Here is a 24,810-nt window from a genome sequence, read left to right as displayed (position 1 = left end):
TTGTTACCGATCCACGATAAAAACCCTTCGCCACGATCCCATTCAGTAATATTACTGATATGTTCTGCCGCCGACCGTCGACCGTCGACCACAGGACGAGCCGTACAGTATAACGGCACCCGGGTCGAAACGCCCCCATGATCACGCCCGATCGGATGGCGGCAGTCGACGAGAACGCCGCCGCCCTCGGTGTGCCGCGCAAGCAGTTGATGGAGTCGAGCGGGAACGCCGTCGCGGCGGCCGTAAGGCGGGTGGCCACGCCCGGCGCGAGGGTCGCGTTGGTTTGTGGCCGCGGCAACAACGGCGGCGACGCGTTCGTCGCCGCCCGTTTTCTCGACAGCTACGACCCGACCGTCCACCTACTGGGTCGTCCCGAAAGCATCGCGACCGATATTGCCCGCGAAAACTGGGAGGCCCTTCGGACGGCGGAGTACGATGCCCGGGTCGTCCGGGACTCCCGGGCCCTCGATCTCAACGACCCCGACGTGATCGTCGACGCGATGTTGGGAACGGGCGTGACCGGCGCGCTCCGTCAACCCGAACGCGACGCCGCCAAGCGGATCAACGCGAGCGAGGCGACGGTCGTGTCTGTGGACGTGCCCTCCGGTATCGACGCCGCTACGGGTGAGGCAACGGGGGTCGCTGTCGACGCCGACCGTGTTATCACCTTCCATGATATGAAACCCGGTCTCGACGGCGGTGACGTGACCGTCGCCGACATCGGCATCCCCGAGACGGCCGAACTGTTTGTCGGCCCGGGTGACCGGCGGCCCCTGTCCCGGCCGTCCGACGCCCACAAGGGCGCGTTCGGCGAGGTGCTCGTGGTCGGCGGCGGCCCGTACACCGGCGCGCCGGCACTGGCCGGACAGGCGGCGATGCGCGCCGGGGCCGACCTCGTCCGCGTCGCCTGTCCCGAATCGGTCGCCCGCGAGGTGCAGGCGTTCGAGGCGGGGCTGATCGTCCGCCCGTTCGACGGCGACCGACTGACCCCCGAGATTCTCGACCGTGTGCTGTCGCTCGCGGCGGGCCACGACACGGTCGTCGTGGGCCCCGGACTCGGGGACTCCGGGCCGACGCTGTCGGCCATCCGGGAGTTCCTCACGGGCTACGACGGACGCGCGGTCGTCGACGCCGACGCCCTCGAAGTCGTTCCGGAGGTAGACACCGACGCGACGCTTCTGTGTACGCCTCACGCGGGTGAACTCCGGGCGATGGGCGGGCCGGCCGTCGGCGACAACGACTGGCGCGAGCGCCTCAACGGGGTCGCCGAGTTCGCCGCCGACCTCGGCCACACCCTCCTCGTAAAGGGCGCGTACGACGCAGTGACCGACGGGGAGCGACGGCGGGTGAACCGGACGGGGAATCCGGGGATGACCGTCGGTGGAACCGGGGATGTGCTTGCCGGCGCGGCAGGCGCACTGCTCGCGACCGTCGGTCCCCTCAACGCCGGCGGCCTCGCCGCCTACGCGACCGGCCTCGCTGGCGACCGGGTCGCCGACCGCGAGGGGCACGGGCTGTTGGCGAGTGACCTGTTGGACGAACTGCCGCGGGCGCTGTGGGGTGATCGCGATGAGTGACGACCCCGACAACGGCTCGGGGGGCGACCTCACCCACACCGACGCGGAGGGGAACGTCCAGATGGTCGACGTCGGCGACAAGCCCGACACCGCCCGTCGGGCGGTCGCGCGGGGAACCATCCACCTCCAGCCCTCGACGGTGGCGGCGATTCGGGGCGACGAGATCGGCAAGGGCGACGTGCTGGCGACCGCCCGTGTCGGCGCGGTGCAGGCGGTGAAACACACGTGGGAGACGATTCCCATGTGTCACCAGATCCCCATCACCAACGTCGAGACGACGTTCGACGTGGGCGAGGATCGGATCGACTGCACCGTCACCGTCGAGACGACCGGCAAGACCGGCTGCGAGATGGAGGCGCTCGAAGGCGTAACGACGGGACTGAACGTCGTTTGGGACATGGTGAAAGCGGCAGAGAAAGACGAGAACGGCGAGTACCCCGACACCGGGATCGACGATGTGCGTGTGACCGAGAAGACGAAACGCCGCTTAGATTGACTCGGGGGCCGCGAGGTCACCCGCCTTCGATCTGGCGCGGCCGACGACCGACGGCGGGGCCTCGAACTCCAGAACGATCTGCTCGCCCTCGTAGGACTCCTCCTCGACGGTTCCGTGGTCGTGAATCCACGACACGAGGCTCATGGCGTCGTCGTCCAACGGGAGGACCAGTCGTTCGAACTCCCAGTCGGGGAGTTCACGCTCGATCCGGTCGCGGAGCGCACCGACGTTCTCGCCGGTGAGACCGGAGACGGCGACGGGGTTGGGAGCCAGCGCCGACAACGCCTCGCGCTTTTGTGTGAGTTCGTCGTCGTCAACGCGGTCGGTCTTGTTGAGAACCGTTACGATTGGGGCCTCGTTGCGCTCGTACAGCGTGTCGTGACAGGTGACGAGTTTCTCCCGCATCGCCTCGCTGGACTCGCTGGCATCGACGACGAGAAGAACGAGGTCGGCGTGATAGACGGAGTCGAGCGTCGACTCGAAGGACTCGACCAGCCAGTGGGGCAGGTCGGAGACGAACCCGACGGTGTCGGTCAGCAACACGTCCCGGCTACCGGTGTCGGCCCGGCGGGTCGTGGTGCCAAGCGTCGTGAACAAACGGTCCTCGCTCTCGGCGGTCGTCTCCAGGTCGGGGTGGCGGCCCTCGTTTTCGTCCACATCGAGTTCGGCCGCCAGTTGCCGCATCAGCGTCGACTTCCCCGCGTTCGTGTAGCCGGCGAGCGCCACCAGATCGAACCCGGACTCGCGACGGCGTTCGCGCCGCGTCGCCTCCTTGTCCGCGATGGAGTCGAGTTCGCGCTTGATATCCGCGATCTGGTTTTTGATGTCGCGTTCGCGGCTCTCGTCGTACTCCCCGAGACCCATAAACCCCGGCCGCTCGTCGCGTTTGGCGAGGCTCGTTTTGGCCTCCGCTCGCGGGAGTTCGTACCGCAGTTCCGCGAGTTCGACCTGCAACTGTGCCTTGCGGGTCTGGGCCCGTTGGCCGAAGATGTCGAGAATGAGCGTGAACCTGTCGACAACCTCGATTCCTTCGGGGAGTTTGCCCCCGATGTTGTACGTCTGGTACGGGCCGAGGCGGTTGTCGACGATCACGGTGTCCGCGCCGTTCTCGACCGCTAAGGCCGCCAGTTCGTCCACCTTCCCCTCGCCGAAGCCGTAGGCGGCGTCCTCATTGCGGGTCTGGGCGAGTTCGCCGACCACCTCGTAGCCTGCCGCACGCGCGAGATCGCCGATTTCGGTCAGATCGGCGTCCCCGCGGTCGACGCGCTTGGCGACGACCGCCCTCATGGCTCCACCTCCGACCCGACTGGGGATGTGTGTGATGCCGACACTATGTCGATCTTATTCGGGCCCGAGCCACTTAAACTCCGCTTGCGCCGTGCGGTCGGGTCGGGTCGGGGGCCAATGGGGGGAGCGGTCAAAAAACGGTGGGTATCCCGGGGAGCGTGGCGGCCGACGCCGATCTCGTCCGGGGCTGGCGTTACCGAACGTCAGCCGGACAGGTGTCCATTCCCAGCACGGAGTAGAGGGGACAGACGCCGGTAACCCCCGTACCGAGGAGTATCACCGCGACGAGTCCCAGAACGGGACTTGCAAGCGCCGGGAGCGAGAGCGACCCCGCGAGTATCGCGAGCGAGACGAGTCCGGCGATGGCACCCAGTCCAACTCTGATCGTTCCGTCCGTGGCACCGACGTTTTGAGCCATACACTGTACTAATGTTCGTGTGCTTATGATCCTGTCGCACGACAGATTACGGTGGCGTCCGTGAGCGCCGTCTCCGTGCGACGGCGAGGGCTTGAAACGGAGTTCCGGTCGGTGAGGCCGAACGTGTTTGCCGATCGGTACTCCTCTTATCGGGTCGAACGACGGTTCATCGACCGCTCGGATTCGCACCGCCTATCGGCCGTGGGTCGGCTCCGTGCCCGGGTGCGGACGGTGGCTTGACGGCGTTCGACGATTTAACTGTTCCAGTCACGGAGTGACGGGTATGGCCGCCGGGGCTTTCAGGTACGATGGTGGCTCGGTCGCCCCGGGTGAGCGGTGCAATCTCCGGTATCGCGTCGGCGAGACGTATCTCGGCGACCCGGTTCGTATCCCCGTCACGATCATCAACGGCGAGCGGTCGGGGCCGACGGTGTTTCTCTCGGCGGCGGTCCACGGCGACGAACTCAACGGAGTCGAGGTGGTCAGGGAGGTGGCCTTCGAGTGGGACCTGACGGACCTCGCGGGGACCGTCGTCTGTCTCCCCGTGTTGAACGTCCCCGGCTTTCTCACCCAACAACGGTATCTGCCGATCTACGACCGGGACCTCAACCGGTCGTTTCCGGGGAACGCGTCGTCGACGGGGGCCAAGCGGATGGCCGGCCGAATCTTCCGCAACTTCGTCGAGCCCTGTGATTTCGGACTCGACCTCCACACTTCGACACGCGGGCGGACGAACATGCTCCACGTCCGAGCCGACACGACCAGAGAGGCGGTGGCACGACTGGCCTACGCGTTCGGCGCGAGCGTGATCGTCGACGGTGCGGGAAGCGACGGAACGCTCCGTGGTGAAGCGACGCGTGCGGGCGTCCCGACGATCACGGTCGAAATGGGTGAGGCCCACCGGTTCGAACGGCGCCTGATCGACGACGCACTCGACGGTGTCGAAAGCGTCTTCACCGAGTTCGGCCTCCAAGACAGGGGTGCCGTTCGCTGGCCGGGATGGCGGGCGGTGGTGACCGAGAGGGTGTGGATCCGGGCCGAGGCGGGTGGGCTGGTCGATCTCCATCACGAGCGCGGCGGTCTGGTACACGAGGGGGACCGCCTCTACACCATCACCGACCCGTTCAAAACCGACGGGACGTCGGCCGAGGCCCCTTTCACGGGCGTGTTGCTGAGTGTTCTCGAAAATCCGGTGGTGGCTCCCGGAAACCCGGTCTGTCACCTCGCCGGACTCGACGAGGGAACGGCGCGGATCGTCGAGCGCCGGGCCGGCGGCCGGTGACCGACGGATGACGAGCCGTGAGGTGACGATCGACGAATATAGCGATCAACGAGCGGATTTGTGGCGTCTCGACCGACCGACGCGTACGTAACTTCTATACCCCGCCGGACCCGACGCTCCGGTGAGCATGAGTCAGTCCTACGACCGGGGTCTTATCGAGGATTTCGGCCGGTGGCGAGAGTTTTCGGCCGGGATGTGGGCCTGGATCTTTCACAAGTTCACCGGGTGGGTGCTGATCGGATACCTCTTCACCCACGTCGCCGTTCTGAGCACGGCGCTCACGTCGGCGAGCGCCGACCCCGCGACGGTCGCGGCGAATCAGGACCTCTACACGCAGACGATTCAGGCACTGGAGAGCCTGTTGATCGTTCGCATTCTCGAGGTTGGCCTGCTTGCGGTGGCGGTGTTCCACATCCTGAACGGGACCCGGCTGTTGTTGGTAGACCTCGGCCTCGGACTCGGGTCCCAGGATCGGAGTTTCTACGCGTCGCTCATCCTGACGGGCGCCATCGTCGTCGCGAGCGTCCCGACCTTTCTCGCAGGGGTGTCGCTCTGATGGCGGAGCGCTACTCCTCGTTCACGAAGGGTGGTCGCCTGTGGCTCTGGCAGCGCATCACCGCCGCCTTTCTGATCGTCGTGCTCGCCTTTCACTTTTTTCTCCTCCACTTCGTCCACCACGCGGATGAGGTGACCTTCGCGATGAGCGCCGGACGGATGCAACAGTGGAGTTACTATTCGCTGATGATCCTCTTTCTCGTGACGGCGACGTTTCACGGCGTTAACGGCGTCTACAACGCCCTCGTCAACGCGGGCCTGACGGGCGCAAAGCGACGCGTCATCCAGGTCGTTCTGGGCGTCGCAAGCCTCCTCCTTCTCGTCCAAGGTGTCCGAACGGCGAACGCGTGGGCCGGCATCGACCTCCTCCCGATACTATGAGCACACAACGACAGAACCCCGAGACCGAGACGGACAACGCGGAAGCCGAAGCCGACACCGAGACCGAAACCGAGCGCAACGAGGTGGCGAGGCGCCGCGCCGAGCAACGCGAGCGCGAACGAGTCAAAGAGAACGAACGGGCCACGGCCGATGCGGAACGCTACCACCTGAAGGTGTTCCGTTACGACCCCGAGGTCGAGGGGAAACAGGAGCCGCGGTTCGATGACTTCCACGTCCCCTACGAACAAGGGATGACCGTTCTTGACGCACTCATCTACGCCCGCGACGAGTTCGACGTCAGCCTCACGTTCCGCCACTCCTGTCGGCAGGCGATCTGTGGCTCGGACGCCCTGTTCGTCAACGGCCGGCAACGACTCGGCTGTCAGACCCAGCTTTCCGACCTCGACCAACCGGTTCGGATCGAACCGCTTCCGCATCAGGAGGTCGTGAAGGATCTGGTCGTCGATATGGAACACTTCTACGACCAGATGGAGTCGGTGGAGCCGTACTTCCAGACGACCGACCGGCCGGAGGGGGAACTCGAAGAACAACGGCAGAGCCGCGAAAACAGGGAGCAGATCAAGACATCGACCCGGTGTATCTGGTGTGGGGCGTGTATGTCCTCGTGCAACGTCGCGGCGGGCGACAACGAGTATCTGGGCCCGGCGGCGATCAACAAGGCATACCGCTTCGCGATGGACGAACGCGAGGGCGAGGAGGTGAAACAACGTCGGTTGGAGATCATCGAACAGGAACACGGCGTCTGGCGGTGTCAGACCCAGTTTTCCTGTACGGAGGTGTGTCCGAAGGACATCCCCCTCACCGAACACATCCAGGAACTGAAGCGGGAAGCGGTCAAGAGCAACCTGAAATTCTGGTAACCATGCACGAATACGATGTTATTGTGGTCGGCGCGGGCGGCGCCGGCCTGCGGTCGGCAATCGCAGCACAGGAAGCGGGAGCGGACGTGGCCATGGTCACGAAACTCCACCCCGTCAGAAGCCACACGGGCGCGGCGGAGGGCGGGATCAACGCCGCCCTGCGCGACGGCGACGACTGGGAGATGCACGCCTACGACACGATGAAGGGGTCGGACTACCTCGCCGACGCGCCCGCCGTCGAGGCACTCACCCAGGAGAGTCCGGAGGAGGTGATCCAACTCGAACACTGGGGGATGGCGTTCTCACGCGACGACGACGGCCGTGTCTCGCAACGACCCTTCGGCGGACTGTCCTTCCCGCGCACGACGTACGCTGGCGCGGAGACGGGGCATCACCTCCTGCATACGTTGTACGAACAGGTGGTCAAACGAGGCATCGAGGTGTTCGACGAGTGGTATGTGCTGAACCTCGCGACCACCGACGATGCCGACCCGGGGGAACGGTCGTGTCATGGGGTCGTCGCCTACGAGACGGCGACCGGGGAGGTCGAGGCGTTCCGCGCCCGCGACGGCGTCATCCTCGCAACCGGCGGTCTCGGGCAGGTGTACGACCACACCACCAACGCGGTCGCAAACACGGGCGACGGCGTCGCGATGGCCTACCGTGCCGGTGTTCCCGTCGAGGATATGGAGATGATCCAGTTCCATCCGACCACGCTCCCCTCGACGGGGGTCCTGATCTCCGAAGGGGTCCGCGGCGAGGGCGGCATCCTCTACAACGACGACGGTGAGCGGTTCCTGTTCGAACGCGGTTACGCGAACAACGACGGCGAACTCGCCTCCCGGGACGTGGTGTCGCGGGCCGAACTGACCGAGGTGAACGAGGGTCGGGGGATCGAAGACGAGTACGTTCACCTCGATATGCGTCACTTGGGCGAGGAACGCATCGTCGACCGCTTGGAGAACATTCTCCACCTCGCCGAGGATTTCGAGGGCGTCGACGGGTTGGAGGAGCCGATGCCGGTCAAGCCCGGCCAACATTACGCGATGGGTGGCATCGAAACCGACGAGTTCGGTCAGACCTGTGTCGACGGCCTCTACGCCGTTGGCGAGTGTGCCTGTGCAAGCGTCCACGGAGCGAACCGATTGGGAGGCAACGCCCTGCCGGAACTCATCGTGTTCGGGAAACGCGCCGGCCGTCACGTCGCCGGCGAGGACCTCGGTGATCCGCAGGTGACCGCCGGGTGGACACCCGACGCAGAAGCCGCGTCGGTCGACACACCGGTCTCGCTCGGCGAACCGTGGGCGACCAGAGGCGACGCCGTCGCGGACGGCGGAGCGACAGCCGACACTGCGACCGCAACCACGGTCGTCGAACGGACGCTTGAACGGGAACGGGAGCGTGTCGAGCGGCTCCGTGACCGCGACGAGGGGACACAACACGCAGACATCCGGGCGGCCGTCCAGCGGACGATGACGGAGAACGTCAACGTGTTCCGCGAGGAGAGCGCACTGAAAGAGGCGCTCGTCGATATCCACGCCGCGCGGGAGCGGTACCGTGACGTGTACGTCGCCGACCCCTCCAGTACGTACAACACCGAGTTGATCCAGACGATCGAGACACGGAACCTGCTCGACATCGCCGAGATGATCACGGTCGGCGCGTTGGCGCGCGACGAGTTCCGGGGCGCACACTGGCGCAAGGAACATCAAGAACGGAAAGACGACGAGTGGCTCAAACACACGATGGTGTCGTGGTCGGACGGGTCGCCGGAGATCTGGTACAAGCCGGCCGTTCTCAGAGGCGAGGCGAAAACCTACGAGCCGAAAGAACGGAGCTACTGACCGCCCAAGTACGACAGAGGGCCCGCGTTCGGCCTCTTAGCACCGTTTCGAGCACCGTTTGAGAGGCATAGGTCGGCCTCAGTTATCATATTCGATGATTGGCCAATTGATTTATGCGTGTTGTCGGGTTCGGCTAGGCTAAGCACGCCGACGTGCAACCGTGCGGGAACGAACCCCTCGTCTCCGGCCCGGCGTGTCAACACATCCATGAAACTCAAACACCTGTTGACCGACGACCGCGCAGTAAGCCCGGTTATCGGCGTGATCCTGATGGTGGCAATCACCGTCATTCTCGCCGCCGTCATCGGCACGTTCGTTCTCGGGCTCGGCAACCAAGTCCAAGACACCGCACCGCAGGCGACGTTTAGCTTCGACTACGAAGGTAGTGGGCCCTACAACGTGACCGCGACCCACGACGGCGGTGACACGTTTGACTCGGACAACTCAGACGCACTAAACCTGACCGACGCGGACGGCAATACCGTGGGATACAGTCTCCCGGTGTCATCGGGGACGGCAGAGACACTCAACGGTGTCTCGTCGGCGACTGACGTCCGCGTCATCTGGACCTCGCCCACCGGCGAGAACTCCGCGACCATCGCCCGGTCCAGCACGCCATCATAATGAATCTCAAGAATCTCATCACTGATGACCGTGCGGTGAGCCCGGTTATCGGCGTGATCCTGATGGTGGCAATCACCGTCATTCTCGCTGCCGTCATCGGCACGTTTGTTCTCGGACTCGGCAACCAGGTCCGGGAAACCGCGCCACAGGCCACGTTCACCTTCGACTACGAGGAGGACACCGGCGGTGGTGGTGACTACAACGTGACCGCAACCCACGACGGTGGGGATACGTTCAACGACGACAACACGGAAGAACTGAACCTGACCAACGGTGCAGGGATCTCGTCGACGTACGGGACACCGGTTTCGTCCGGCGATTCGGCGCGTATCGACTCTGTCGGGTCGTCGACGGATGTCCGTGTCATCTGGACCTCGCCCAACGGCGAGACATCCGCGACCGTCGCCCAGTCAACCACGCCGTCGTAGTCGGCACCGCAGTTCCATTTTTTGTGAACCGGGACATTCAGTAGCGACGCGTTCGAACGCGGGGTATGGTCGATATCGACGCGTTTCTGAGCCGCGATACGCTGTTGATACTCCTGCTTTTGATGGTCGGCATCGGCGGCTCGGGCATCACCCGAGGGATGCTGGCCGAACGGGGGTATGGAGCCGTCGGGTCGCTCGTGTTCGTGGTCGGGTACAGCACGATGGTGTTTTTGTTGTGGTACGGGTGGGTTAGGCCACTCGACATCACCGGCCCGAGCGGCCGGTAGCGGCCGGCCGGCTCGTAAACGGAACTTTAATGCCCGATTCCGGGCGAGTTGTGGGTACGAATGCTCCCGTTACAGGTCATCGACAGTTTCCTGCTCAACTACAACGTCGGGCAGGCGCTGCTGTTGGTCTTCGTCCTCGCCACTGTCGGGGCGCTTCCGTTGAAGTCCCGTCGGCTCGTTGCCATCAACACGACGGTGTTCGGGCTCGTGTTCATCATGACGCCGCAGTCGCTCGCGCCCGTTCACTACCTGTTTCTCGGTATCGCGATGCTGGTCGTCGGGCCGGTGCTGTGGGTGACGGCCGAGCGGTGACGTCGGACCGGAACGCGACGTTTAAGCGACCGAAACCACAAACGAATCTATGACGAGTCCCGGCGTGTCCGGCGGTGAAACGCGGGCACTCGACTTGCCCTGCGGTGAAACCGTCAGCGACACCGAGTTTGACCTCGGGATGCGGGAGTTCGACTGTCCCTGCGGGGACGCCCACGCCGTCGTGATGGACGTCCACCCGCCGGAACGGTTTCTTCCCGACTTTCTGGTGGAAATTCTGAAAGAAACGGTCGAGACGACGAGCGAGGAGATGCCCGAGTTCGACACCCCCCACCTGCTCGGCGTCGTGTTGGAGGAGTTTCCCGACCGGGTGGCAACCGCGGATCTGAGCGAGGACGGCGACGTCGGGTACGCGCTCCTGTGGGTGACGGCGTTCGACGCCCGCCGGCTCCACGAAATCGTCGTCGAACTCGTGGTGGAGTTGATGGAACACGCCGTCAGCCACGCAGAGGACGACGCCACGATTCAGGAGTTCGAGCGTCAGATGGTCGATTTCGACGTGTCGGCGTTTGTCGATCAGTACCGGGCCGAACGGGACCTCGACGCCGACGACGTGTATCGGAGCGCTTGAGCGGCCCCCACGAGCGCCGAACACGCCGTCGCGTCCGACAACCGTCGGACGGTCGTCTCACTGAACACTAAGTCGTTCCCGGCCGTTGTGAGACGTATGCGCCCCAAACCGACGGAGTACGAGCAACTCCGGGGCGTGCTCGCGAACGCCGACGAGCCGTTGACCGCACGGGAGATCCTGTCGCTGCTGGATCGACAGGAGGCGTTCGAGAGCGCACACCGGGTCGCGACGATTCTCGGTCGCTGGGCCGACCGGGGAGACGTGGAGGTACTCAAAGAAACCCCGTACCGCTACCGCCTGAACAACTGACCACGTCGGCGACGATGCGTCTCGGCGGTCGGTCGGCGACAACGGGTCTCAGAAACACCTCGTCTCAGGCGCGTTTCGAAATCCGTAATTTCGTTTCGCATCTCGTACCGTTTCGTCGGGCTTATTACGATGTGCGAACTGCGATTCGACGATGACCGACGAGGCCACCGTGGCGGACACCCCACCCGCCACCGAATCCGAGAACCGGACGATACTGTTGATCGGTAGCGGCCCGATCCAGATCGGACAGGCCGCGGAGTTCGACTACTCGGGCGCACAGGCCTGCCGAGCGCTGCAGGAGGAGGGTGCGCGGGTCGTCCTCGTCAACTCGAACCCCGCGACCATCATGACCGATCCCGACATGGCCGACCGGGTGTACATCGAACCCATCACCACGGAGGCCATCGCCGAGATCGTGCGAAAGGAGAAGCCGGACGGTGTGATCGCGGGCCTCGGCGGCCAGACCGGGCTGAACGTAACCGCGGAACTCGCCGAGGAGGGCGTTCTCGAGAACCACGACGTGGAGATCATGGGGACGCCGCTGGATACCATCTACGCGACCGAGGATCGCGACCTGTTCCGCCAGCGCATGGAGAAGATCGGTCAGCCGATGCCACAGTCGACGACGATCACACTCGACGACGACGAGTCGGCGGCCGACATGGACGAGACAACCCTCCGGGAACGCGTTGAGGCGGCCGTCGACGAGGTCGGTGGCCTGCCCGTGATCGCACGGACGACCTACACCCTCGGTGGGTCGGGGTCGGGCGTCGTCGACGACATGGACGACCTCGTCGAACGCGTCCGGCAGGGACTGCGCCTCTCCCGGAACGACGAGGTGTTGATCACCGAGTCCATCGCCGGGTGGGTCGAACTGGAGTACGAGGTGATGCGTGACGCCGACGACTCGACGATCATCATCTGTAACATGGAGAACCTCGACCCGATGGGCATCCACACGGGCGAGTCGATGGTCGTCACACCGTCGCAGGTGATCCCCGACGAGGGCCACCAGGAGATGCGCGACGCGGCGCTCGGGGTCATCCGCGAACTCGGGATTCAAGGCGGCTGTAACATCCAGTTCGCGTGGCACGACGACGGCACCCCGGGCGGCGAGTACCGGGTGGTCGAGGTCAACCCGCGGGTGTCGCGGTCCTCCGCGCTGGCATCGAAGGCGACGGGCTATCCGATCGCCCGCGTCACCGCGAAGGTCGCACTGGGTAAACGCCTCCACGAGATCGACAACGAGATCACGGGCGAGACGACGGCGGCGTTCGAACCGGCCATCGACTACGTGGTGACGAAGGTGCCCCGGTGGCCGATCGATAAGTTCGACGACGTGGACTTCACTCTCGGCCCGGCGATGAAGTCGACGGGCGAGGCGATGTCGATCGGGCGGACCTTCGAGGAGTCGTTGTTGAAGGCGCTGCGTTCGACGGAGTACGACCCCGCGGTCGACTGGGCCGAGGTCGACGACGAGACCCTGACTGCGGAGTATCTGACGCGGCCAACGCCGGACCGCCCGTACGCGATGTTCGAGGCGTTCGACCGGGGGTGGACGGTTGAGGAGGTCGTCGACCTGACCGGCATCTACGAGTGGTACGTCGAGCGGTTCAAGCGCGTCTCCGAGTCGGTCGCCGCGGCCGCCGAGGGCGACTTCACCGACGCGGCCGTGAAAGGCGTCACCAACGCCGAGATTGCGGCCGTCGCGGGGTCGGACGTCGGAACCGTCGAGACGGCGGTCCCCGGCCGGACGTACAAGCAGGTCGACACCTGCGCCGGCGAGTTCGCCGCGCAAACGCCGTACTACTACTCCTCGCGGAAACCGGAGTTCGTCACCGGGCCGTTCGAGGGCGACGCGGCCGCAGGCGAACTCCGCGTCGACCGCGACGTCGAGAGCGTCGTCGTCGTCGGCGGCGGTCCCATCCGGATCGGACAGGGCGTCGAGTTCGACTACTGTTCGGTCCACGCCATCCAGGCGCTCCGCGAGGAGGGGATCGACGCCCACGTCGTCAACAACAATCCAGAGACGGTATCGACCGACTACGACACCTCCGACGGCCTCTTTTTCGAGCCGATCACCGCCGAGGAGGTCGCCGACGTCGTCGAGGCCGCGGACGCCGACGGCGTGATGGTGCAGTTCGGCGGCCAGACGTCGGTCAACATCGGCCACCCGCTCGAAGCGGAGATCGAGCGCCGCGGACTCGACTGTGAGATCCTCGGGACGAGCGTCGACGCGATGGACCTCGCCGAGGACCGCGACCGGTTCAACCGCCTGATGGCCGACCGCGGCATCGCGCAACCGGAGGGTGGCTCCGCGACAAGCGAGGCCGAGGCCCTCGAACTGGCGGGCGACATCGGCTACCCCGTGCTGGTCCGGCCGTCGTACGTGCTGGGGGGGCGCGCGATGGACGTGGTGTACGACGACGGCGACCTGAAAACGTATATCGAGGAGGCGGTGCGGGTCTCGCCCGACAAACCGATCCTCATCGACGAGTTCCTTGACAACGCCGTGGAACTGGACGTCGACGCCGTCGCCGACGGCGAGGACGTCCTGATCGGCGGCGTGATGGAACACGTCGAGAGCGCGGGCGTCCACTCGGGCGATTCGGCGTGTATGATCCCGCCACAGGCGGACGCGGTGACGGACGTGATGGACCGCGTCCGCGAGGTGACCCTCGAGATCGCCCGCGAACTCGACACCGTGGGCCTGTTGAACGTCCAACTCGCCGTTAAAGACGACACGGTGTACGTTCTCGAGGCCAACCCGCGGTCGTCGCGGACAGTGCCCTTTGTTTCGAAGGCAACGGGGGTTCCCATCGCCAAACTCGCCGCGAAGGTGATGGCGGGTGACTCCCTCGAAGACCTCGACATCGACGAACGGGTTCCCGAGAAGGTGAGCGTCAAGGAGGTCGTTCTGCCGTTCGACCGCCTGCAGGGGAGTGACCCCCGCCTCGGCCCGGAGATGAAGTCGACGGGCGAGGTGATGGGCACGGCCGATACGTTCGGCAAGGCCTACGAGAAGGCCCAGTCCGCGACGGGCAAGCCAATCCCCGCGGAGGGGACGGCTGTGGTCGAACTCTCGGCCGACGAGTTCCCCGACCCCGACAGCGAGGCGGGGCGGGCACTGGTCGACGGCTTCGCTGAGTTTTTCGACGTCCGTGAGTTCGACGACCTCCGTTCCGCGATCCGGAGCGGCGAGGTCGACATCATCGTCTCCCGGGACCGCAAGGCACTCGAAGTCGCCGTCGAGGAGGACGTGACGTACTTCTCGACACACGCCTCCGCGAGGGCGACGCTTGCGGGCCTGCGCCGCCACGACGATCCGATCGACGTACAGGCCACCTCGGACCGCCCCCGTCGGACCCGAGACTGGGGCGGCGAGTAACCGACGCCGCGAGGGGCCGCGTCGTCCCCGTTGTCAGTCGAGTTTGTCGAGTGCCTGGAAAAAGTCGGTGGCTGGCCCGGCGACGCGCATCGGCGAGTCCGCCAGCCCGACCCGGACCTCGGCCGGCGGGTCGAGTTCGTGCAGGACACGTCCGTCGCCGACGACGACCGCCCGGTCCGAACCGGTGATGTCGACTGCGATGTCGCTGTCCGTGCCGACGACGAGGGGTGGCATCCCCTCGCGCGCGCACATCTCGTTGATCACGAGGCCGTCGACGCCGGGGTGGACCAGCGGGCCGGACTCACTGAGGTTGTACGCCGAACTCCCGGTCGGCGTCGCGATGAGGACGCCGTCGGCACGACCCTCGGCGTAGCGAGCGCCGTCGATCCGGAGGTCGACGTCGACGCCACCGCCCGGCCCGCGGATCGGTCCTTGGACGACGACCTCGTTGGTGGCCGGGGGCGCCGTCCACCCGTCGCCGCGGGCCGCGAGTCGCGGAGCCTCGCGGACGGTCAGGCTGTCGCTGCGGAACGCCGCCACCTCGTCGAGAACGGCCTCGACCGCCTCCTCCGGACCGACGGCGTTCAGGAAGCCGACCTCGCCGAGATTGACACCGAGGACCGGGGTGCCGTCAGCCCCACGGGCGGCGTAGAGAAAGGTTCCGTCGCCGCCGATGCTGACCACGAGGTCGCAGACGTCGAAGGCGTCGATGGAGGTACCATCGATACCGAGAGTGTCGGCGGTGGTGGCGTCGACAGCCACCGACGCATCCGCCTCGTGGAGGTGGTCCCGGAGGTCGGCGGCGAGGTCTGCCGCCCGACCGTTGTCGCGCTGTGCGACAAGACCGACGTGCATACTCCGGTCTCGCGCCGTGGCAAAAAAAGCGCACCGGAGACAACATTGATGCGACTAGGGTTCGGACTTCGATAGGATGATGCACCGCGCGGGAGCGGCCGACGACGACCGCCGCGAACGCCCGGGTGGCCGTGAGAGCCGATGAGCGACGACGAGGACTGGTTCGAACGGGCGCTCGGGGCGGGAGAGAACGATGGCGACGCCGACGGCGACGGCGACGGCGACACGGGTGCGGACGGAGACGGAGGGACGGGCGCGGACGTGGGATCGGAGACCGGTGTGCCCGAGAACGACGGTGCGGGTGTGCCCGAGAGCGGCACCCCACGGAGCGACGACGCCGACGGTGACTCGCCGTTCGAGGAAACCTTCGCCAGCGCCTTCGAGAACGCGCCTGACCCTCAAGATGGTTCCGGTGGGGGCGGGTTCGGCGGCGAAGGCGGGCAGTCGGGCGAGTTCGGCGGTGAAGGGTTCGACGCCGACGCGGAGTTCGAGTCGTCGATCGAGCGGATCGAACTCGGGATCGAAGGGTTAGACGAGATGATCCTCGGGGGGGTGCCCGAGCGGTCGCTGATCTCGGTTATTGGCTCCGCGGGGACGGGGAAAACGACGTTCGGCCTGCAGTTTCTCGACCGGGCGCTGCGAAACGGCAAGCGTGGTGTCTACATCACCTTAGAGGAGAGCACGGACCGCATCTACGATACGGCCGAGGAGAAAGGCTGGTCGTTCATCGAGTACGCCGAGGACGGACGGCTCGCGATCGTTCACCTCGACCCCATCGAGATGGCGAACAGTCTGACGAGCATCCGGAGCGATCTGCCCGAACTGGTGAAGGCGTTCGACGCCGACCGGCTCGTTCTCGACTCTGTGTCGTTGTTGGAGATGATGTACGACCACCCCTCCGACCGCCGGAGCGAGGTGTATCAGTTCACCCGTGCGCTGAAAGAAGCCGGGGTGACGACGCTCGTCACGAGCGAGGCCAGCGGCGACAACCCGTACAGTTCGCGCTACGGGATCATCGAGTACCTCGCTGACGCGGTGTTCGTTCTGCAGTACGTCCGCCCGTCTGACTTTCAGGAGACGCGACTCGCCCTTGAGATTCAGAAGATCCGCGACGCGAACCACTCCCGGGAGACAAAGCCGTACGAGATAACGGGCGAGGGGTTGAGCGTCTACCGGCAGGCCAACATCTTTTGAGTTAATCGTCGGCCGGCGGCCCGCGGGCGGCGGGGTCGAACTCGTCGAGGTGGACGACCTCCTCGGTGTCACGCCGGAACTTCCGGTCGCGTTCGATGTCGGCGGCGTCGGCGGCGGGGTAGCCAAGCGTGACGAGCAGTACGGGGTCGTAGTCATCGGGGACGCCGAACTCCGAGCGAAGGGCATCGGCGTCGAACCCACCCATCGGGCAGGAGGCGATGCCACGGTCCCACGCGGCGTACATGAGCGTCATCGCGGCGAGCGAGCAGCTCTGGACCGTCCAGACGCGCCGTGTCTCGTCGTCGGCATCCGCGAGGCCATCGACGGTGTCGAGACGGGCCTCGGCGGCCGCCTCGTCCGGGAGATACCCTTTTTCCAACAGATCTGTGGTGACACGTTCGGCGTGGTCGCTGGGGTCGAGCGTCCCGAGAACGACAACGGCGGCCGCCGCGTCGGTGACGTGTTCCTGTCCGTACGCCACCGACCGGAGCCGTTCTAGGTCGTCACCGCGGACGACGAGAAACTCCCATGGCTGGAGGTTGAACGAGGAGGGTGTACGCCGGACATCCTCGAAAACGGCAACGAGCGTCTCGTCGTCGATGTCGGTGTCGGCGTACTGGTGGACCGATCTGCGGGTTCGGGTGAGGTCTGTGAACTCCATCAAGGACGGTACGGTTTCGGCGGGCAAGAACCGGGTGAAGCCGGCTGAACTCGCCGGCTGGGGGTCGGTATCACGTCTCGATACCGGACGAATCACAGGGCTGGCGACCGGCCGAAAACGGGCTCAGCGGCGCTACCCAGCGGACGTTCCCGCGGATTGATCGTGAACGTGCAGGGTTCGTTGGTCGTCCCGAGTGACCCGTCTGTGACGGTGGTCTCGCCGGTCACTCCGGCAGAGAGCACGTGGTCTACACCGCAACCATGTCGTTCCGGGCCACCCCAGTGTGCCGGAACGCCGCCGGGTCGTTCGCCAGAACGAGCCGTGCCCGGTTTATCGCCACGGGGAAACCGAGGATGCCGAGAACGGGACCACCCCCAGTGATCGTGGAGACGCCCCGGTCGTTGCTCTACTTCGTCGGGAGACACGGCGACACCAGCACACGGGCCGGGGCACCCGCTCCGGTGGCCGGCAGTACCGGCCGGTTCCGGCATACACAGTCGTTATATGCATCCATCGTTTACCTGACGTCATGGACTCGGCGGTACTGCTCGATCTCCTCGGCAACGAGAACCGCCGGCGCATCCTTCGACTTTTGGCACGGAAACCCTGCTACGTCACCGAGATCAGCGAGTATCTTGGGGTCAGCCCGAAGGCGGTGATCGACCACCTGCAGAAACTGGAGGAGGCCGGCCTCGTTGAGAGTCACACCGACGAGCAACGGCGGAAGTACTTCCACATCTCGCGCAACCTCCGGTTGGAGGTGAGCGTCTCGCCGTACGGGTTCGGAACAAAGAGCGCCTACCCCGCGAGTGCCAGTCTCGATATGGACGGCCAGTGTCGGCACGTCTCGCTGGACGCGCCGGGGACCGCCGACGACGAGGTAGACGACCTCGCGGAGGCGTTCGACCGGTTACAGACCCTCGAGGACGAACTCTCATTGGCCCAGCGGTGGGTGTACGGTCGGATCACGGAGGTGTTGGACCGGCTGACCGACCATCTCGGGGTCGATGCGGACAGTCGGTTCCACGCCGAGGTGCTCGCGGCCGTGGCGACGGGTGCACGGACGACCGAGGAGGTTGCGGAGGCGGCAGACGCATCGCCAAACGCCGTCCGCGGGGCGCTCAACACCCTCGCGGATCGCGGTCTGGTCGGCCGGATGGACGGCGAGTGGCGACTGCAGTAAGCTACAGCTCTTGGGTCACTCCGGCCCGCAGGTCACGCCCGAGATAATGCCCGAGAAACGCCGCGACCGAGCCGGCGGTCGTACCGATACCGGCGACCTGAACGCCGTACTCCGCGACGACCGGGAACAGCGGCGTGACGAGCGAGGACAACACGAACCCGAACCCGGCGACGAGCGCACCGGCGAGGCCGGCCTCGGCGTAGCGTCGTGTCGACCAGACGATCGCGAGAACGAACCCAGCGACCGCGATGCCGAGAAAGCGGCCGGCAACGCCGATAACGGGGACACTCCCGCCAACGACGAGGCCAACGGTCGAGAGAACGAGTGCAAGAAGAAAGGGTCGGATGGAGAACAGTCCCCGAATGCGGCCGCGGAGTCCAAACCAAGAGCGACCGCCGGTCGATCCGTCGGCCTGTTCGGCGTCGGCCGTCGATTCGCGTCGTCTCATACCCCGACTGAGGGGGCGACGGTCAAGTGGCTTGCGCCCCGCAACGGGTGGATTCAAGTCCACCCGGCAGGTACCTCGCCGCATGAACCCAGGGGACCGTGTCCGCGTCGAACGCGGCGGCGTTGAGAACGAGGGCGTGCTCATGCCTTCGACCACGGCCGAGCATTTCGTCGTGAAGCTACCCGGCGGTTACAACGTCGGCATCGACCGCGGCGACGCCGATATCGAGGTGCTGGAACGGGGCGTCCACGACGTGGACGGGCGTAGCGGCGGCGACGGCGAGTCGACGATTGAGTTCGACGACGACCTCCCCACCGTCTCGCTCATCTCGACCGGCGGGACCATCGCCTCAACCGTCGACTACCGCACCGGCGCGGTGACGGCACAGTTCGACGCTGAGGACGTCCTGCGTGCGGTGCCGGACCTCGCTGGGCGGGCCAACTACCGCGGCCGTGTCGTCGCCAACATTCTCTCGGAGAACATGACGCCGGGCGTGTGGCAGGATCTCGGGGAAGCCGTTCGCGAGGAGGTCGCGGCCGGCGCGGACGGCGTCGTCGTCATGCACGGCACCGACACGATGCAGTACACGGCGTCGGCGCTCGCGTTCATGCTCGACACGCCCGTCCCGGTCGTGTTCACGGGGAGCCAGCGCTCGGCGGATCGACCCTCAAGCGACAACGTGATGAACGCGGTGTGTGCCGTGGAGGCGGCCAAAAGCGACCGGGCGGACGTACTCGTCTGCATGCACGAGTCGGGGAGCGATGACGCCTGTGCGCTCCACCGTGCTACCCGCGTCCGCAAGAACCACACCTCGCGTCGCGACGCCTTCGAGACGGTCGGAGCAGAGCCGGTGGGTCGCGTCGACTACGGGAGCGAGACGGTCTCGTTCCGGCGTGACGGCCCGGAGCGTGGCGGGACGGACCTCGTTCTCGCCCCCGGGTTGGAGACGGGGGTCGAACTCATCAAGTTCACGCCCGGAATGGACCCCGCTGCGCTTGCCTACCTCGACGACGCCGCGGGCGTCGTGATCGAAGGGACGGGACTGGGCCACGTCGCAACCGGTTGGATCGACCGGATCGAGGCCCTCGTCGACGACGGGACGGTCGTCGCGATGACGAGCCAGTGTCTCGACGGCCGCGTCTGTGACCGGGTGTACGACACCGGCCGGGACCTACTCGGGGCGGGCGTCGTGGAGGCCGGCGACACGTTGCCGGAGACGGCGACGGCGAAACTGATGTGGGTGTTGGCGAACCGATCGGATCCCGCGGCCGCGATGCAGGAGTCGCTGGCCGGGGAACTACAGGAGCGATCGGTGCCGTGGCTCTGAGAGGGATGCCCCGTTGCCACGGAACGTGGCGGTGTCCGTTGCCGACAGTGGAACGGACGACCGCTCGGGGGTCGTCACAGACAAGACGGTGCGTGTCGTCCGGAACGGGGCGGACGCGTCGGAGCGTCAGGCTGTCTGTGCGTCCGAGCAGTTCCGAGCTACGGTCGACCACAATCCACTTGCTCCTGCCCGGCACAGAGGTGGTATGATCCACGTTGTCGGTGGTGGTATCGCGGGACTGGCCGCCGCCTACCGACTCCAAGACCACGGCTACGAGGTGACGGTGATAGAGGCGAGCGACGACATCGGAGGGTTGGCCGCGACGTACGGGACGGCGGGAGACGATATCGAGCAGTTCTATCACCACCTCTCGAAGTCCGAGGAAACCATCGTCGAGTTGGCCGAGGAGTTGGGGCTCGACGATCGGGTAGAGTGGCTGATCGGCAAGAACGCCTACTACGTCGACGGGGTCGTCCATCCCCTCGACACCCTGCCACAGATCGCCGCGTACCCGCATCTGAGCCTGTACGATACGTTCCGGCTTGGCCTGCTGACCCTCGAGGTCGACGTCAGAGGTGGCCGCCCACGGTTCGACACATACGACGACCTAGCCGACTTCGAGACCGTCCCGATCAAGGAGTTTCTGTTGGACCACACGACCCGTGGTGTCTACGAGAACTTTTTCGAACCGCTGTTGGATGCCAAGTTCGGCGACCGAAAGGAGGAGGTGAGCGCGGCGTGGCTGTTGGGCCGCATCAAATTCCGTGGGGAACGTGACCTCCTACGCGGCGAGATCCTCGGCTACTTCGACGGTGGGTTCGCGACGCTGATCGACGCCCTCGTCGAGGCTGTGGGTCGCGAGAACGTCCGGACGGGCGCTCGCGTGACCGGCCTCGGGATACAGGGGAAGACCGTCGAGTCGCTCACCGTCGAGACCGGCGATGGGACTGAGACGCGACCGACCGATGGTGTCGTCGTCGCGACGATGCCGAACGTTTTGGAGGAGTTGACGGGCTACACCTGCGACATCGACTTCCAGGGGGCGGTGTGTGCCGTGGTGACGATGGCCGAACCGCTGACCGAAACGTACTGGCTCAACGTCGCCCACGACGCGCCCTTTGGCGCGCTGATCGAACACACGAACTTCGTACCGCCGGAGCGATACGGCGGCGATCATCTACTCTACGTTGCGAGCTACGTTCAGGACCGGAACGAGGCGGTGTGGCAGATGGACGACGCGGCCCTGCGCGAGTCGTGGCTTTCGGAGATCGAAGAGATGTTTCCGGGGTTCGGCCGGTCGTCGGTCGAGGAGTTCCGCGTGGCGCGCAACCCACGGGTCGCGCCGGTGTACGAGCGTGGCTACCTTGAGATGGTGGTGCCGTACGACCTGAGCGAGGCGGTGGCCGAGGGCGTCTACTACGCCGGGATGGCGAGTCGGGCACAGTACCCCGAGCGGAGTCTCAACGGCGGGGTCGTCGCGGGGTTCGAGTGTGCGGATCTGTTCGCCGAGGGTTAGGCCTGGGCCTCGTTCTCGCCGTCGTCCTCGTCGACACCAGGGGCGGCGGTCACGTCCACGTTCTCGGGTTCCTCACACCCACCGACGACGGGTTCCCCGTCGCCGTTCTCGACGTAGACGTCGTCGGCGAACCCGCCCTCCGCGTGTGGGTGGACAGGGTCGTCGAGTCGCTCGGGCGTCGACGGCGCGTCGGGAAGGTCGCCGCCGTACTCGCCGAGTGGGTCGGCGATGGTGATGCCGTGTCGGTCGAAAAAGTCACCGTAACGGTCGTGGTGGGCCTCCAGTTCGTCGGCCGGGAACTCCATCATCTCGGTCCAGCCGTGGTTGTAGAACTCGAAGTTGGCCTGGATGTGGGTGATCTCACGGGCCTCTGCCTCGGGGAATCCGGCGGTGAGGGCGTCGACGTAGGTGTCGAACGTTCGGTCGAAGAAGGCCTCGAGGCGCGGTTCGCGCTCTGTGCGGCGGCCGTCGGCGGCCTTCTCGCCGAAGACATCGACATGGAGGCCAACGAGTTTCTCACGGACCTTCTCGCCGACGACCGGCATGGTGAGCGCCTGTTTGGCGGCGAAGTGTCGGACGTTCTGGCGGAGTTTCATCGCCGGCCGTTGGACCCCCCCGGTCTTCAAGCTACCGGTGGGAGGGGATTGCGGCGAATTTCGCGGATAGCAATCGACATTAACCCCCACCCACAAAGGACGGTATATGACCGAGTCGTATGTGATAATCGGCGACGGGATCGCCGGAAGCTCCGCCGCCGAGACGCTCCGTGACGAAGCGCAGGACGCCGATATCACCGTCATCACCGACGAAGGTGAGGCTCTCTACAACCGCATTCTGATCAAGGAGTTCGCCAAGGGGAAACTCCCCGAGATGCCCGTCTCGATCCATGAACCCGAGTGGTACGAGGAACGGGATATCGACCTCCGTCTCAACACGCTGATCACCGACATCGACACCGACGCCCACCGCCTCCGGACCCACGAGGACGACACGATCGAGTACGACAAACTCCTCGTCGCCACGGGCGGGACGCCGACCGAACTGCCGGTCGAGAACAGCGAGGCTGAGGGGGTGCACCACTTCTGGACGTTCCAGGACGCCCGGGAGATCCGCGAAGACGCCGGGGCGGCCGACACGGGCGTCGTCGTCGGGGCGGGGTTGCTGGGGATCGATCTCGCGGCCATCTGTGGCGAACAGGATGTCGACGCCAACTATCTCATGCGCGGCGACTGCTGGTGGCGCTACGCCCTCTCGACGGAGGGCGCGGAGATCCTTCACGAGGCGATGCGCGAACGCGGGGTCGAGCCGGTGTTTCAGAGCGGTGTCGACCGCTTCGAAACCGACGACGACGGACACGTCACGGCGGCAATCGACCCCAACGGTGACCGCTACGACGCCGACTTCGTTGGCGTCGCCATCGGCCTGAACTACAACACCGAGATCCTACAGGGAACCGACGTCGCGGTCGACGACGGCGTTCTCGTCGACGAGTACATGCAAACGAACGTCGACGACGTCTTCGCCGCCGGCGACCTCACGCGGTACCACGACACGATCCTCGGGGAACGCGCACAGAACGGATCGTGGGACAGCGCAAAGGCACAGGGGACCATCGCCGCGAAGAACATGCTCGCCCCCGAGTCGGAGGCGTTCCGGTTTGTCTCCTCGTACTCGATCACGCACTTCGACTTCCCGTTCCTGTCGTTCGGCCACCCGACCATCGGCGACGACGAGTGCGAACGAAAATACTCCGAGACGGAGTGGCGGCGGCTAGCGTTCAAGAACGGCAGACTCGTCGGTGGCGTTCTGATCGGCGACCTCTCGCCCCAGAGCGCCTACAAGAAACTGATGAAAGAGGAGCGCGTCGTCGCCGACCAGAAGGAGGCGCTCCTCAAACAGTCAGTCGACCTCGACGACCTCGCACCTGCACAGGAGCAGTAGGGGAGGCGGCGACCGAGGCCGGGGTCGACCGAGATTTTATGTGAACACTCCGAGATTCCACGATATGTGACCCACACGCACGTGGTGTATGAACCCATGGGACGAGGTAACGGATGTCGGGATGCCGTTGTCCGGCAGGGCGAGACGCGCCCGTCGGCGGCTCCTGCGGGTCGGAGGACCGACGGATGATCGTCGGTGTGCCGGGCGAGACGGCGGTCGACGAGACGCGCGTCGCACTCATCCCGGATGTGGCAAAGAACTTGATCGACCGGGGGGTCGGCGTGTGTGTCGAGAGCGGTGCGGGCGTCGGCTCCGAGTGGTCGAACGACGCGTACCGTGAGGTGGGGTGTACGGTCGTTGACGACCGGGAGGCGGTGTTCGAGCGGGCGGACGTGATCTGTCGGGTCAGGGCGCTTGCGGCAAACGCAGAACAGCCGATGGACCCCTACCGCGAGGGACAGGTCGTGGTCGGTACGCTCGGCCCCTACGACCTCGCAGAGGAGACGTGGGCGGAACTGGGTGACCGCCGGATTAGCGCCTTCGCACTGGAGTTCATGCCCCGGATCAGCCGCGCCCAGAGTATGGACGTGCTGTCGTCGATGGCGAGTGTCGGCGGGTACAAGGCGACGCTGGTGGCGGCCGAGCGCCTCCCCAAACTCTTTCCGTTGGAGATGACCGCCGCCGGCACCGTCCAACCCGCCGAGGCGTTCGTGATCGGGGCGGGCGTCGCGGGACTGAAAGCCATCTCGACCGCCGAGCGTCTCGGGGCGTCCGTCCGAGGCTACGACATCAGGTTAGAGGTGAAACAGGAAGTCGAGAGTTTAGGCGCCGACTTCGTCGAACTCGACCTAGAGACGGAGGGGTCGGGCGACGATGAAGGGTACGCCGTCGAGATGGGCGAGGAGTTCTACGAACAACAACGCAAGGAACTGGGGCGGGTCGTTCCGGAGTCGGACGTGGTCATCACGACGGCGTCCATTCCCAACGCGCCGGCGCCGGAACTCGTCAGCGGCGAGATGATCGCCGA

General features: G+C 65.7%; 25 protein-coding genes and 1 pseudogene. 20 read left to right on the top strand and 6 right to left on the bottom strand.

What is annotated here, in order from left to right; all coding sequences use genetic code 11:
• Nucleotides 1-137 precede the first annotated feature (137 nt).
• Together Q0925_RS02070 and moaC are read left to right on the top strand one after the other, a co-directional pair.
• Complete coding sequence (locus tag Q0925_RS02070; RefSeq protein WP_299331346.1) at nucleotides 138-1,577, top strand: NAD(P)H-hydrate dehydratase; 1,440 nt, start codon at nucleotides 138-140, stop codon at nucleotides 1,575-1,577.
• Nucleotides 1,570-2,073: a cyclic pyranopterin monophosphate synthase MoaC gene (moaC, locus tag Q0925_RS02065; RefSeq protein WP_299331343.1), complete on the top strand. Its 504-nt coding sequence runs from the start codon at nucleotides 1,570-1,572 to the stop codon at nucleotides 2,071-2,073. The genes Q0925_RS02070 and moaC overlap by 8 nt, the downstream gene beginning before the upstream one ends.
• Here the strand turns inward: moaC and hflX are convergent.
• Nucleotides 2,065-3,360 (bottom strand): GTPase HflX, encoded by a 1,296-nt coding sequence (gene hflX, locus Q0925_RS02060; RefSeq protein WP_299331341.1) that lies wholly within the window; start codon nucleotides 3,358-3,360, stop codon nucleotides 2,065-2,067. The genes moaC and hflX overlap by 9 nt on opposite strands.
• Before the next feature lie 193 nt (nucleotides 3,361-3,553).
• Nucleotides 3,554-3,778, bottom strand: coding sequence for a YgaP family membrane protein (locus Q0925_RS02055; protein ID WP_299331339.1), 225 nt, complete (start codon nucleotides 3,776-3,778; stop codon nucleotides 3,554-3,556).
• A gap of 283 nt (nucleotides 3,779-4,061) precedes the next feature.
• On the opposite strand from Q0925_RS02055, the gene Q0925_RS02050 reads away from it, so the two are divergent.
• From Q0925_RS02050 to carB, 12 genes are all read left to right on the top strand, one after another.
• Entirely contained in the window at nucleotides 4,062-5,060 is a 999-nt protein-coding gene (locus Q0925_RS02050) for a succinylglutamate desuccinylase/aspartoacylase family protein (protein ID WP_299331337.1), read from the top strand.
• A 127-nt stretch (nucleotides 5,061-5,187) separates the two neighbouring features.
• Nucleotides 5,188-5,616 (top strand): succinate dehydrogenase, cytochrome b556 subunit, encoded by a 429-nt coding sequence (gene sdhC / locus Q0925_RS02045; RefSeq protein WP_299331335.1) that lies wholly within the window; start codon nucleotides 5,188-5,190, stop codon nucleotides 5,614-5,616.
• Nucleotides 5,616-5,996, top strand: a complete 381-nt coding sequence (locus Q0925_RS02040) for a succinate dehydrogenase hydrophobic membrane anchor subunit (protein WP_299331333.1) — start codon at nucleotides 5,616-5,618, stop codon at nucleotides 5,994-5,996. The genes sdhC and Q0925_RS02040 overlap by 1 nt, the downstream gene beginning before the upstream one ends.
• Nucleotides 5,993-6,877, top strand: coding sequence for a succinate dehydrogenase/fumarate reductase iron-sulfur subunit (locus Q0925_RS02035; RefSeq protein ID WP_299331330.1), 885 nt, complete (start codon nucleotides 5,993-5,995; stop codon nucleotides 6,875-6,877). The genes Q0925_RS02040 and Q0925_RS02035 overlap by 4 nt, the downstream gene beginning before the upstream one ends.
• A gap of 2 nt (nucleotides 6,878-6,879) precedes the next feature.
• Nucleotides 6,880-8,721, top strand: coding sequence for an FAD-binding protein (locus Q0925_RS02030; RefSeq protein WP_299331329.1), 1,842 nt, complete (start codon nucleotides 6,880-6,882; stop codon nucleotides 8,719-8,721).
• Nucleotides 8,722-8,928: 207 nt separating this feature from the next.
• Nucleotides 8,929-9,345 (top strand): type IV pilin N-terminal domain-containing protein, encoded by a 417-nt coding sequence (locus Q0925_RS02025; RefSeq protein ID WP_299331327.1) that lies wholly within the window; start codon nucleotides 8,929-8,931, stop codon nucleotides 9,343-9,345.
• On the top strand, nucleotides 9,345-9,773 hold the full coding sequence (locus Q0925_RS02020) for a type IV pilin N-terminal domain-containing protein (protein ID WP_299331325.1): 429 nt from the start codon (nucleotides 9,345-9,347) through the stop codon (nucleotides 9,771-9,773). Before Q0925_RS02025 ends, Q0925_RS02020 begins: the two co-directional genes overlap by 1 nt.
• 65 nt (nucleotides 9,774-9,838) lie before the next feature.
• The gene (locus Q0925_RS02015) at nucleotides 9,839-10,060 is read left to right on the top strand and encodes a hypothetical protein (RefSeq protein WP_299331323.1); all 222 of its coding nucleotides are present in this window, start codon (nucleotides 9,839-9,841) and stop codon (nucleotides 10,058-10,060) included.
• Between the two features lie 60 nt (nucleotides 10,061-10,120).
• Complete coding sequence (locus tag Q0925_RS02010; protein WP_299331322.1) at nucleotides 10,121-10,372, top strand: hypothetical protein; 252 nt, start codon at nucleotides 10,121-10,123, stop codon at nucleotides 10,370-10,372.
• Between the two features lie 49 nt (nucleotides 10,373-10,421).
• Nucleotides 10,422-10,961: a DUF5815 family protein gene (locus Q0925_RS02005; protein ID WP_299331320.1), complete on the top strand. Its 540-nt coding sequence runs from the start codon at nucleotides 10,422-10,424 to the stop codon at nucleotides 10,959-10,961.
• Between the two features lie 96 nt (nucleotides 10,962-11,057).
• Entirely contained in the window at nucleotides 11,058-11,270 is a 213-nt protein-coding gene (locus Q0925_RS02000) for a hypothetical protein (RefSeq protein WP_299331318.1), read from the top strand.
• A 151-nt stretch (nucleotides 11,271-11,421) separates the two neighbouring features.
• Nucleotides 11,422-14,658 (top strand): carbamoyl-phosphate synthase large subunit, encoded by a 3,237-nt coding sequence (gene carB / locus Q0925_RS01995; RefSeq protein ID WP_299331316.1) that lies wholly within the window; start codon nucleotides 11,422-11,424, stop codon nucleotides 14,656-14,658.
• A gap of 33 nt (nucleotides 14,659-14,691) precedes the next feature.
• Here carB and Q0925_RS01990 read toward each other — a convergent pair whose 3' ends face one another.
• Nucleotides 14,692-15,513 carry an NAD(+)/NADH kinase gene (locus Q0925_RS01990; RefSeq protein ID WP_299331314.1) on the bottom strand — a complete coding sequence of 274 codons (822 nt, stop codon included), beginning with the start codon at nucleotides 15,511-15,513 and terminating at the stop codon, nucleotides 14,692-14,694.
• A gap of 141 nt (nucleotides 15,514-15,654) precedes the next feature.
• On the opposite strand from Q0925_RS01990, the gene Q0925_RS01985 reads away from it, so the two are divergent.
• The gene (locus tag Q0925_RS01985; RefSeq protein WP_299331311.1) at nucleotides 15,655-16,707 is read left to right on the top strand and encodes a KaiC domain-containing protein; all 1,053 of its coding nucleotides are present in this window, start codon (nucleotides 15,655-15,657) and stop codon (nucleotides 16,705-16,707) included.
• A gap of 1 nt (nucleotide 16,708) precedes the next feature.
• On the opposite strand, the gene Q0925_RS01980 is transcribed toward Q0925_RS01985, so the two are convergent.
• Nucleotides 16,709-17,368, bottom strand: a complete 660-nt coding sequence (locus tag Q0925_RS01980; protein WP_299331308.1) for a nitroreductase family protein — start codon at nucleotides 17,366-17,368, stop codon at nucleotides 16,709-16,711.
• A 529-nt stretch (nucleotides 17,369-17,897) separates the two neighbouring features.
• On the opposite strand from Q0925_RS01980, the gene Q0925_RS01975 reads away from it, so the two are divergent.
• Nucleotides 17,898-18,551, top strand: a complete 654-nt coding sequence (locus Q0925_RS01975) for an ArsR family transcriptional regulator (protein WP_299331305.1) — start codon at nucleotides 17,898-17,900, stop codon at nucleotides 18,549-18,551.
• A 1-nt stretch (nucleotide 18,552) separates the two neighbouring features.
• Here the strand turns inward: Q0925_RS01975 and Q0925_RS01970 are convergent, their stop codons facing one another.
• Nucleotides 18,553-18,999: a hypothetical protein gene (locus Q0925_RS01970; RefSeq protein ID WP_299331303.1), complete on the bottom strand. Its 447-nt coding sequence runs from the start codon at nucleotides 18,997-18,999 to the stop codon at nucleotides 18,553-18,555.
• Between the two features lie 82 nt (nucleotides 19,000-19,081).
• On the opposite strand from Q0925_RS01970, the gene gatD reads away from it, so the two are divergent.
• Entirely contained in the window at nucleotides 19,082-20,326 is a 1,245-nt protein-coding gene (gatD, locus tag Q0925_RS01965; RefSeq protein WP_299331300.1) for a Glu-tRNA(Gln) amidotransferase subunit GatD, read from the top strand.
• Nucleotides 20,327-20,531: 205 nt separating this feature from the next.
• A complete protein-coding gene (locus Q0925_RS01960) occupies nucleotides 20,532-21,842 on the top strand; it encodes an NAD(P)/FAD-dependent oxidoreductase (protein ID WP_299331298.1) in 1,311 nt (436 codons plus the stop codon).
• Here Q0925_RS01960 and Q0925_RS01955 read toward each other — a convergent pair.
• Nucleotides 21,839-22,438, bottom strand: a complete 600-nt coding sequence (locus tag Q0925_RS01955) for a DUF6149 family protein (protein ID WP_299331296.1) — start codon at nucleotides 22,436-22,438, stop codon at nucleotides 21,839-21,841. The two genes, Q0925_RS01960 and Q0925_RS01955, sit on opposite strands and share 4 nt — an antisense overlap.
• A gap of 106 nt (nucleotides 22,439-22,544) precedes the next feature.
• Between Q0925_RS01955 and Q0925_RS01950 the strand changes: the two genes are divergently transcribed.
• Nucleotides 22,545-23,783: an NAD(P)/FAD-dependent oxidoreductase gene (locus Q0925_RS01950; protein ID WP_299331294.1), complete on the top strand. Its 1,239-nt coding sequence runs from the start codon at nucleotides 22,545-22,547 to the stop codon at nucleotides 23,781-23,783.
• 185 nt (nucleotides 23,784-23,968) lie between these two features.
• Nucleotides 23,969-24,810: pseudogene (locus Q0925_RS01945) on the top strand (NAD(P)(+) transhydrogenase (Re/Si-specific) subunit alpha); the annotation flags it as partial.

The sequence above is a fragment of the Haloplanus sp. genome (genome assembly GCF_028275055.1).
Classification (GTDB): Archaea; Halobacteriota; Halobacteria; order Halobacteriales; family Haloferacaceae; genus Haloplanus.
This window is presented reverse-complemented; position numbering and strand designations above follow the sequence as displayed.

What these genes read in the sequence shown, in the direction of transcription:
- moaC (WP_299331343.1), top strand. Translation starts at nt 1,570, where the DNA reads ATGAGTGACGACCCCGACAACGGCTCGGGGGGCGACCTCACCCACACC.
- Q0925_RS01955 (WP_299331296.1), bottom strand. Translation starts at nt 22,438, where the DNA reads ATGAAACTCCGCCAGAACGTCCGACACTTCGCCGCCAAACAGGCGCTC.
- Q0925_RS01960 (WP_299331298.1), top strand. Translation starts at nt 20,532, where the DNA reads ATGATCCACGTTGTCGGTGGTGGTATCGCGGGACTGGCCGCCGCCTAC.
- Q0925_RS02000 (WP_299331318.1), top strand. Translation starts at nt 11,058, where the DNA reads ATGCGCCCCAAACCGACGGAGTACGAGCAACTCCGGGGCGTGCTCGCG.
- Q0925_RS02005 (WP_299331320.1), top strand. Translation starts at nt 10,422, where the DNA reads ATGACGAGTCCCGGCGTGTCCGGCGGTGAAACGCGGGCACTCGACTTG.
- hflX (WP_299331341.1), bottom strand. Translation starts at nt 3,360, where the DNA reads ATGAGGGCGGTCGTCGCCAAGCGCGTCGACCGCGGGGACGCCGATCTG.
- Q0925_RS02040 (WP_299331333.1), top strand. Translation starts at nt 5,616, where the DNA reads ATGGCGGAGCGCTACTCCTCGTTCACGAAGGGTGGTCGCCTGTGGCTC.
- Q0925_RS02010 (WP_299331322.1), top strand. Translation starts at nt 10,121, where the DNA reads ATGCTCCCGTTACAGGTCATCGACAGTTTCCTGCTCAACTACAACGTC.
- Q0925_RS02050 (WP_299331337.1), top strand. Translation starts at nt 4,062, where the DNA reads ATGGCCGCCGGGGCTTTCAGGTACGATGGTGGCTCGGTCGCCCCGGGT.
- Q0925_RS02015 (WP_299331323.1), top strand. Translation starts at nt 9,839, where the DNA reads ATGGTCGATATCGACGCGTTTCTGAGCCGCGATACGCTGTTGATACTC.
- Q0925_RS01990 (WP_299331314.1), bottom strand. Translation starts at nt 15,513, where the DNA reads ATGCACGTCGGTCTTGTCGCACAGCGCGACAACGGTCGGGCGGCAGAC.
- sdhC (WP_299331335.1), top strand. Translation starts at nt 5,188, where the DNA reads ATGAGTCAGTCCTACGACCGGGGTCTTATCGAGGATTTCGGCCGGTGG.
- Q0925_RS01950 (WP_299331294.1), top strand. Translation starts at nt 22,545, where the DNA reads ATGACCGAGTCGTATGTGATAATCGGCGACGGGATCGCCGGAAGCTCC.
- Q0925_RS02030 (WP_299331329.1), top strand. Translation starts at nt 6,880, where the DNA reads ATGCACGAATACGATGTTATTGTGGTCGGCGCGGGCGGCGCCGGCCTG.
- Q0925_RS01975 (WP_299331305.1), top strand. Translation starts at nt 17,898, where the DNA reads ATGGACTCGGCGGTACTGCTCGATCTCCTCGGCAACGAGAACCGCCGG.
- carB (WP_299331316.1), top strand. Translation starts at nt 11,422, where the DNA reads ATGACCGACGAGGCCACCGTGGCGGACACCCCACCCGCCACCGAATCC.
- Q0925_RS02020 (WP_299331325.1), top strand. Translation starts at nt 9,345, where the DNA reads ATGAATCTCAAGAATCTCATCACTGATGACCGTGCGGTGAGCCCGGTT.
- Q0925_RS02035 (WP_299331330.1), top strand. Translation starts at nt 5,993, where the DNA reads ATGAGCACACAACGACAGAACCCCGAGACCGAGACGGACAACGCGGAA.
- Q0925_RS01985 (WP_299331311.1), top strand. Translation starts at nt 15,655, where the DNA reads ATGAGCGACGACGAGGACTGGTTCGAACGGGCGCTCGGGGCGGGAGAG.
- Q0925_RS01970 (WP_299331303.1), bottom strand. Translation starts at nt 18,999, where the DNA reads ATGAGACGACGCGAATCGACGGCCGACGCCGAACAGGCCGACGGATCG.
- Q0925_RS01980 (WP_299331308.1), bottom strand. Translation starts at nt 17,368, where the DNA reads ATGGAGTTCACAGACCTCACCCGAACCCGCAGATCGGTCCACCAGTAC.
- Q0925_RS02055 (WP_299331339.1), bottom strand. Translation starts at nt 3,778, where the DNA reads ATGGCTCAAAACGTCGGTGCCACGGACGGAACGATCAGAGTTGGACTG.
- Q0925_RS02025 (WP_299331327.1), top strand. Translation starts at nt 8,929, where the DNA reads ATGAAACTCAAACACCTGTTGACCGACGACCGCGCAGTAAGCCCGGTT.
- Q0925_RS02070 (WP_299331346.1), top strand. Translation starts at nt 138, where the DNA reads ATGATCACGCCCGATCGGATGGCGGCAGTCGACGAGAACGCCGCCGCC.
- gatD (WP_299331300.1), top strand. Translation starts at nt 19,082, where the DNA reads ATGAACCCAGGGGACCGTGTCCGCGTCGAACGCGGCGGCGTTGAGAAC.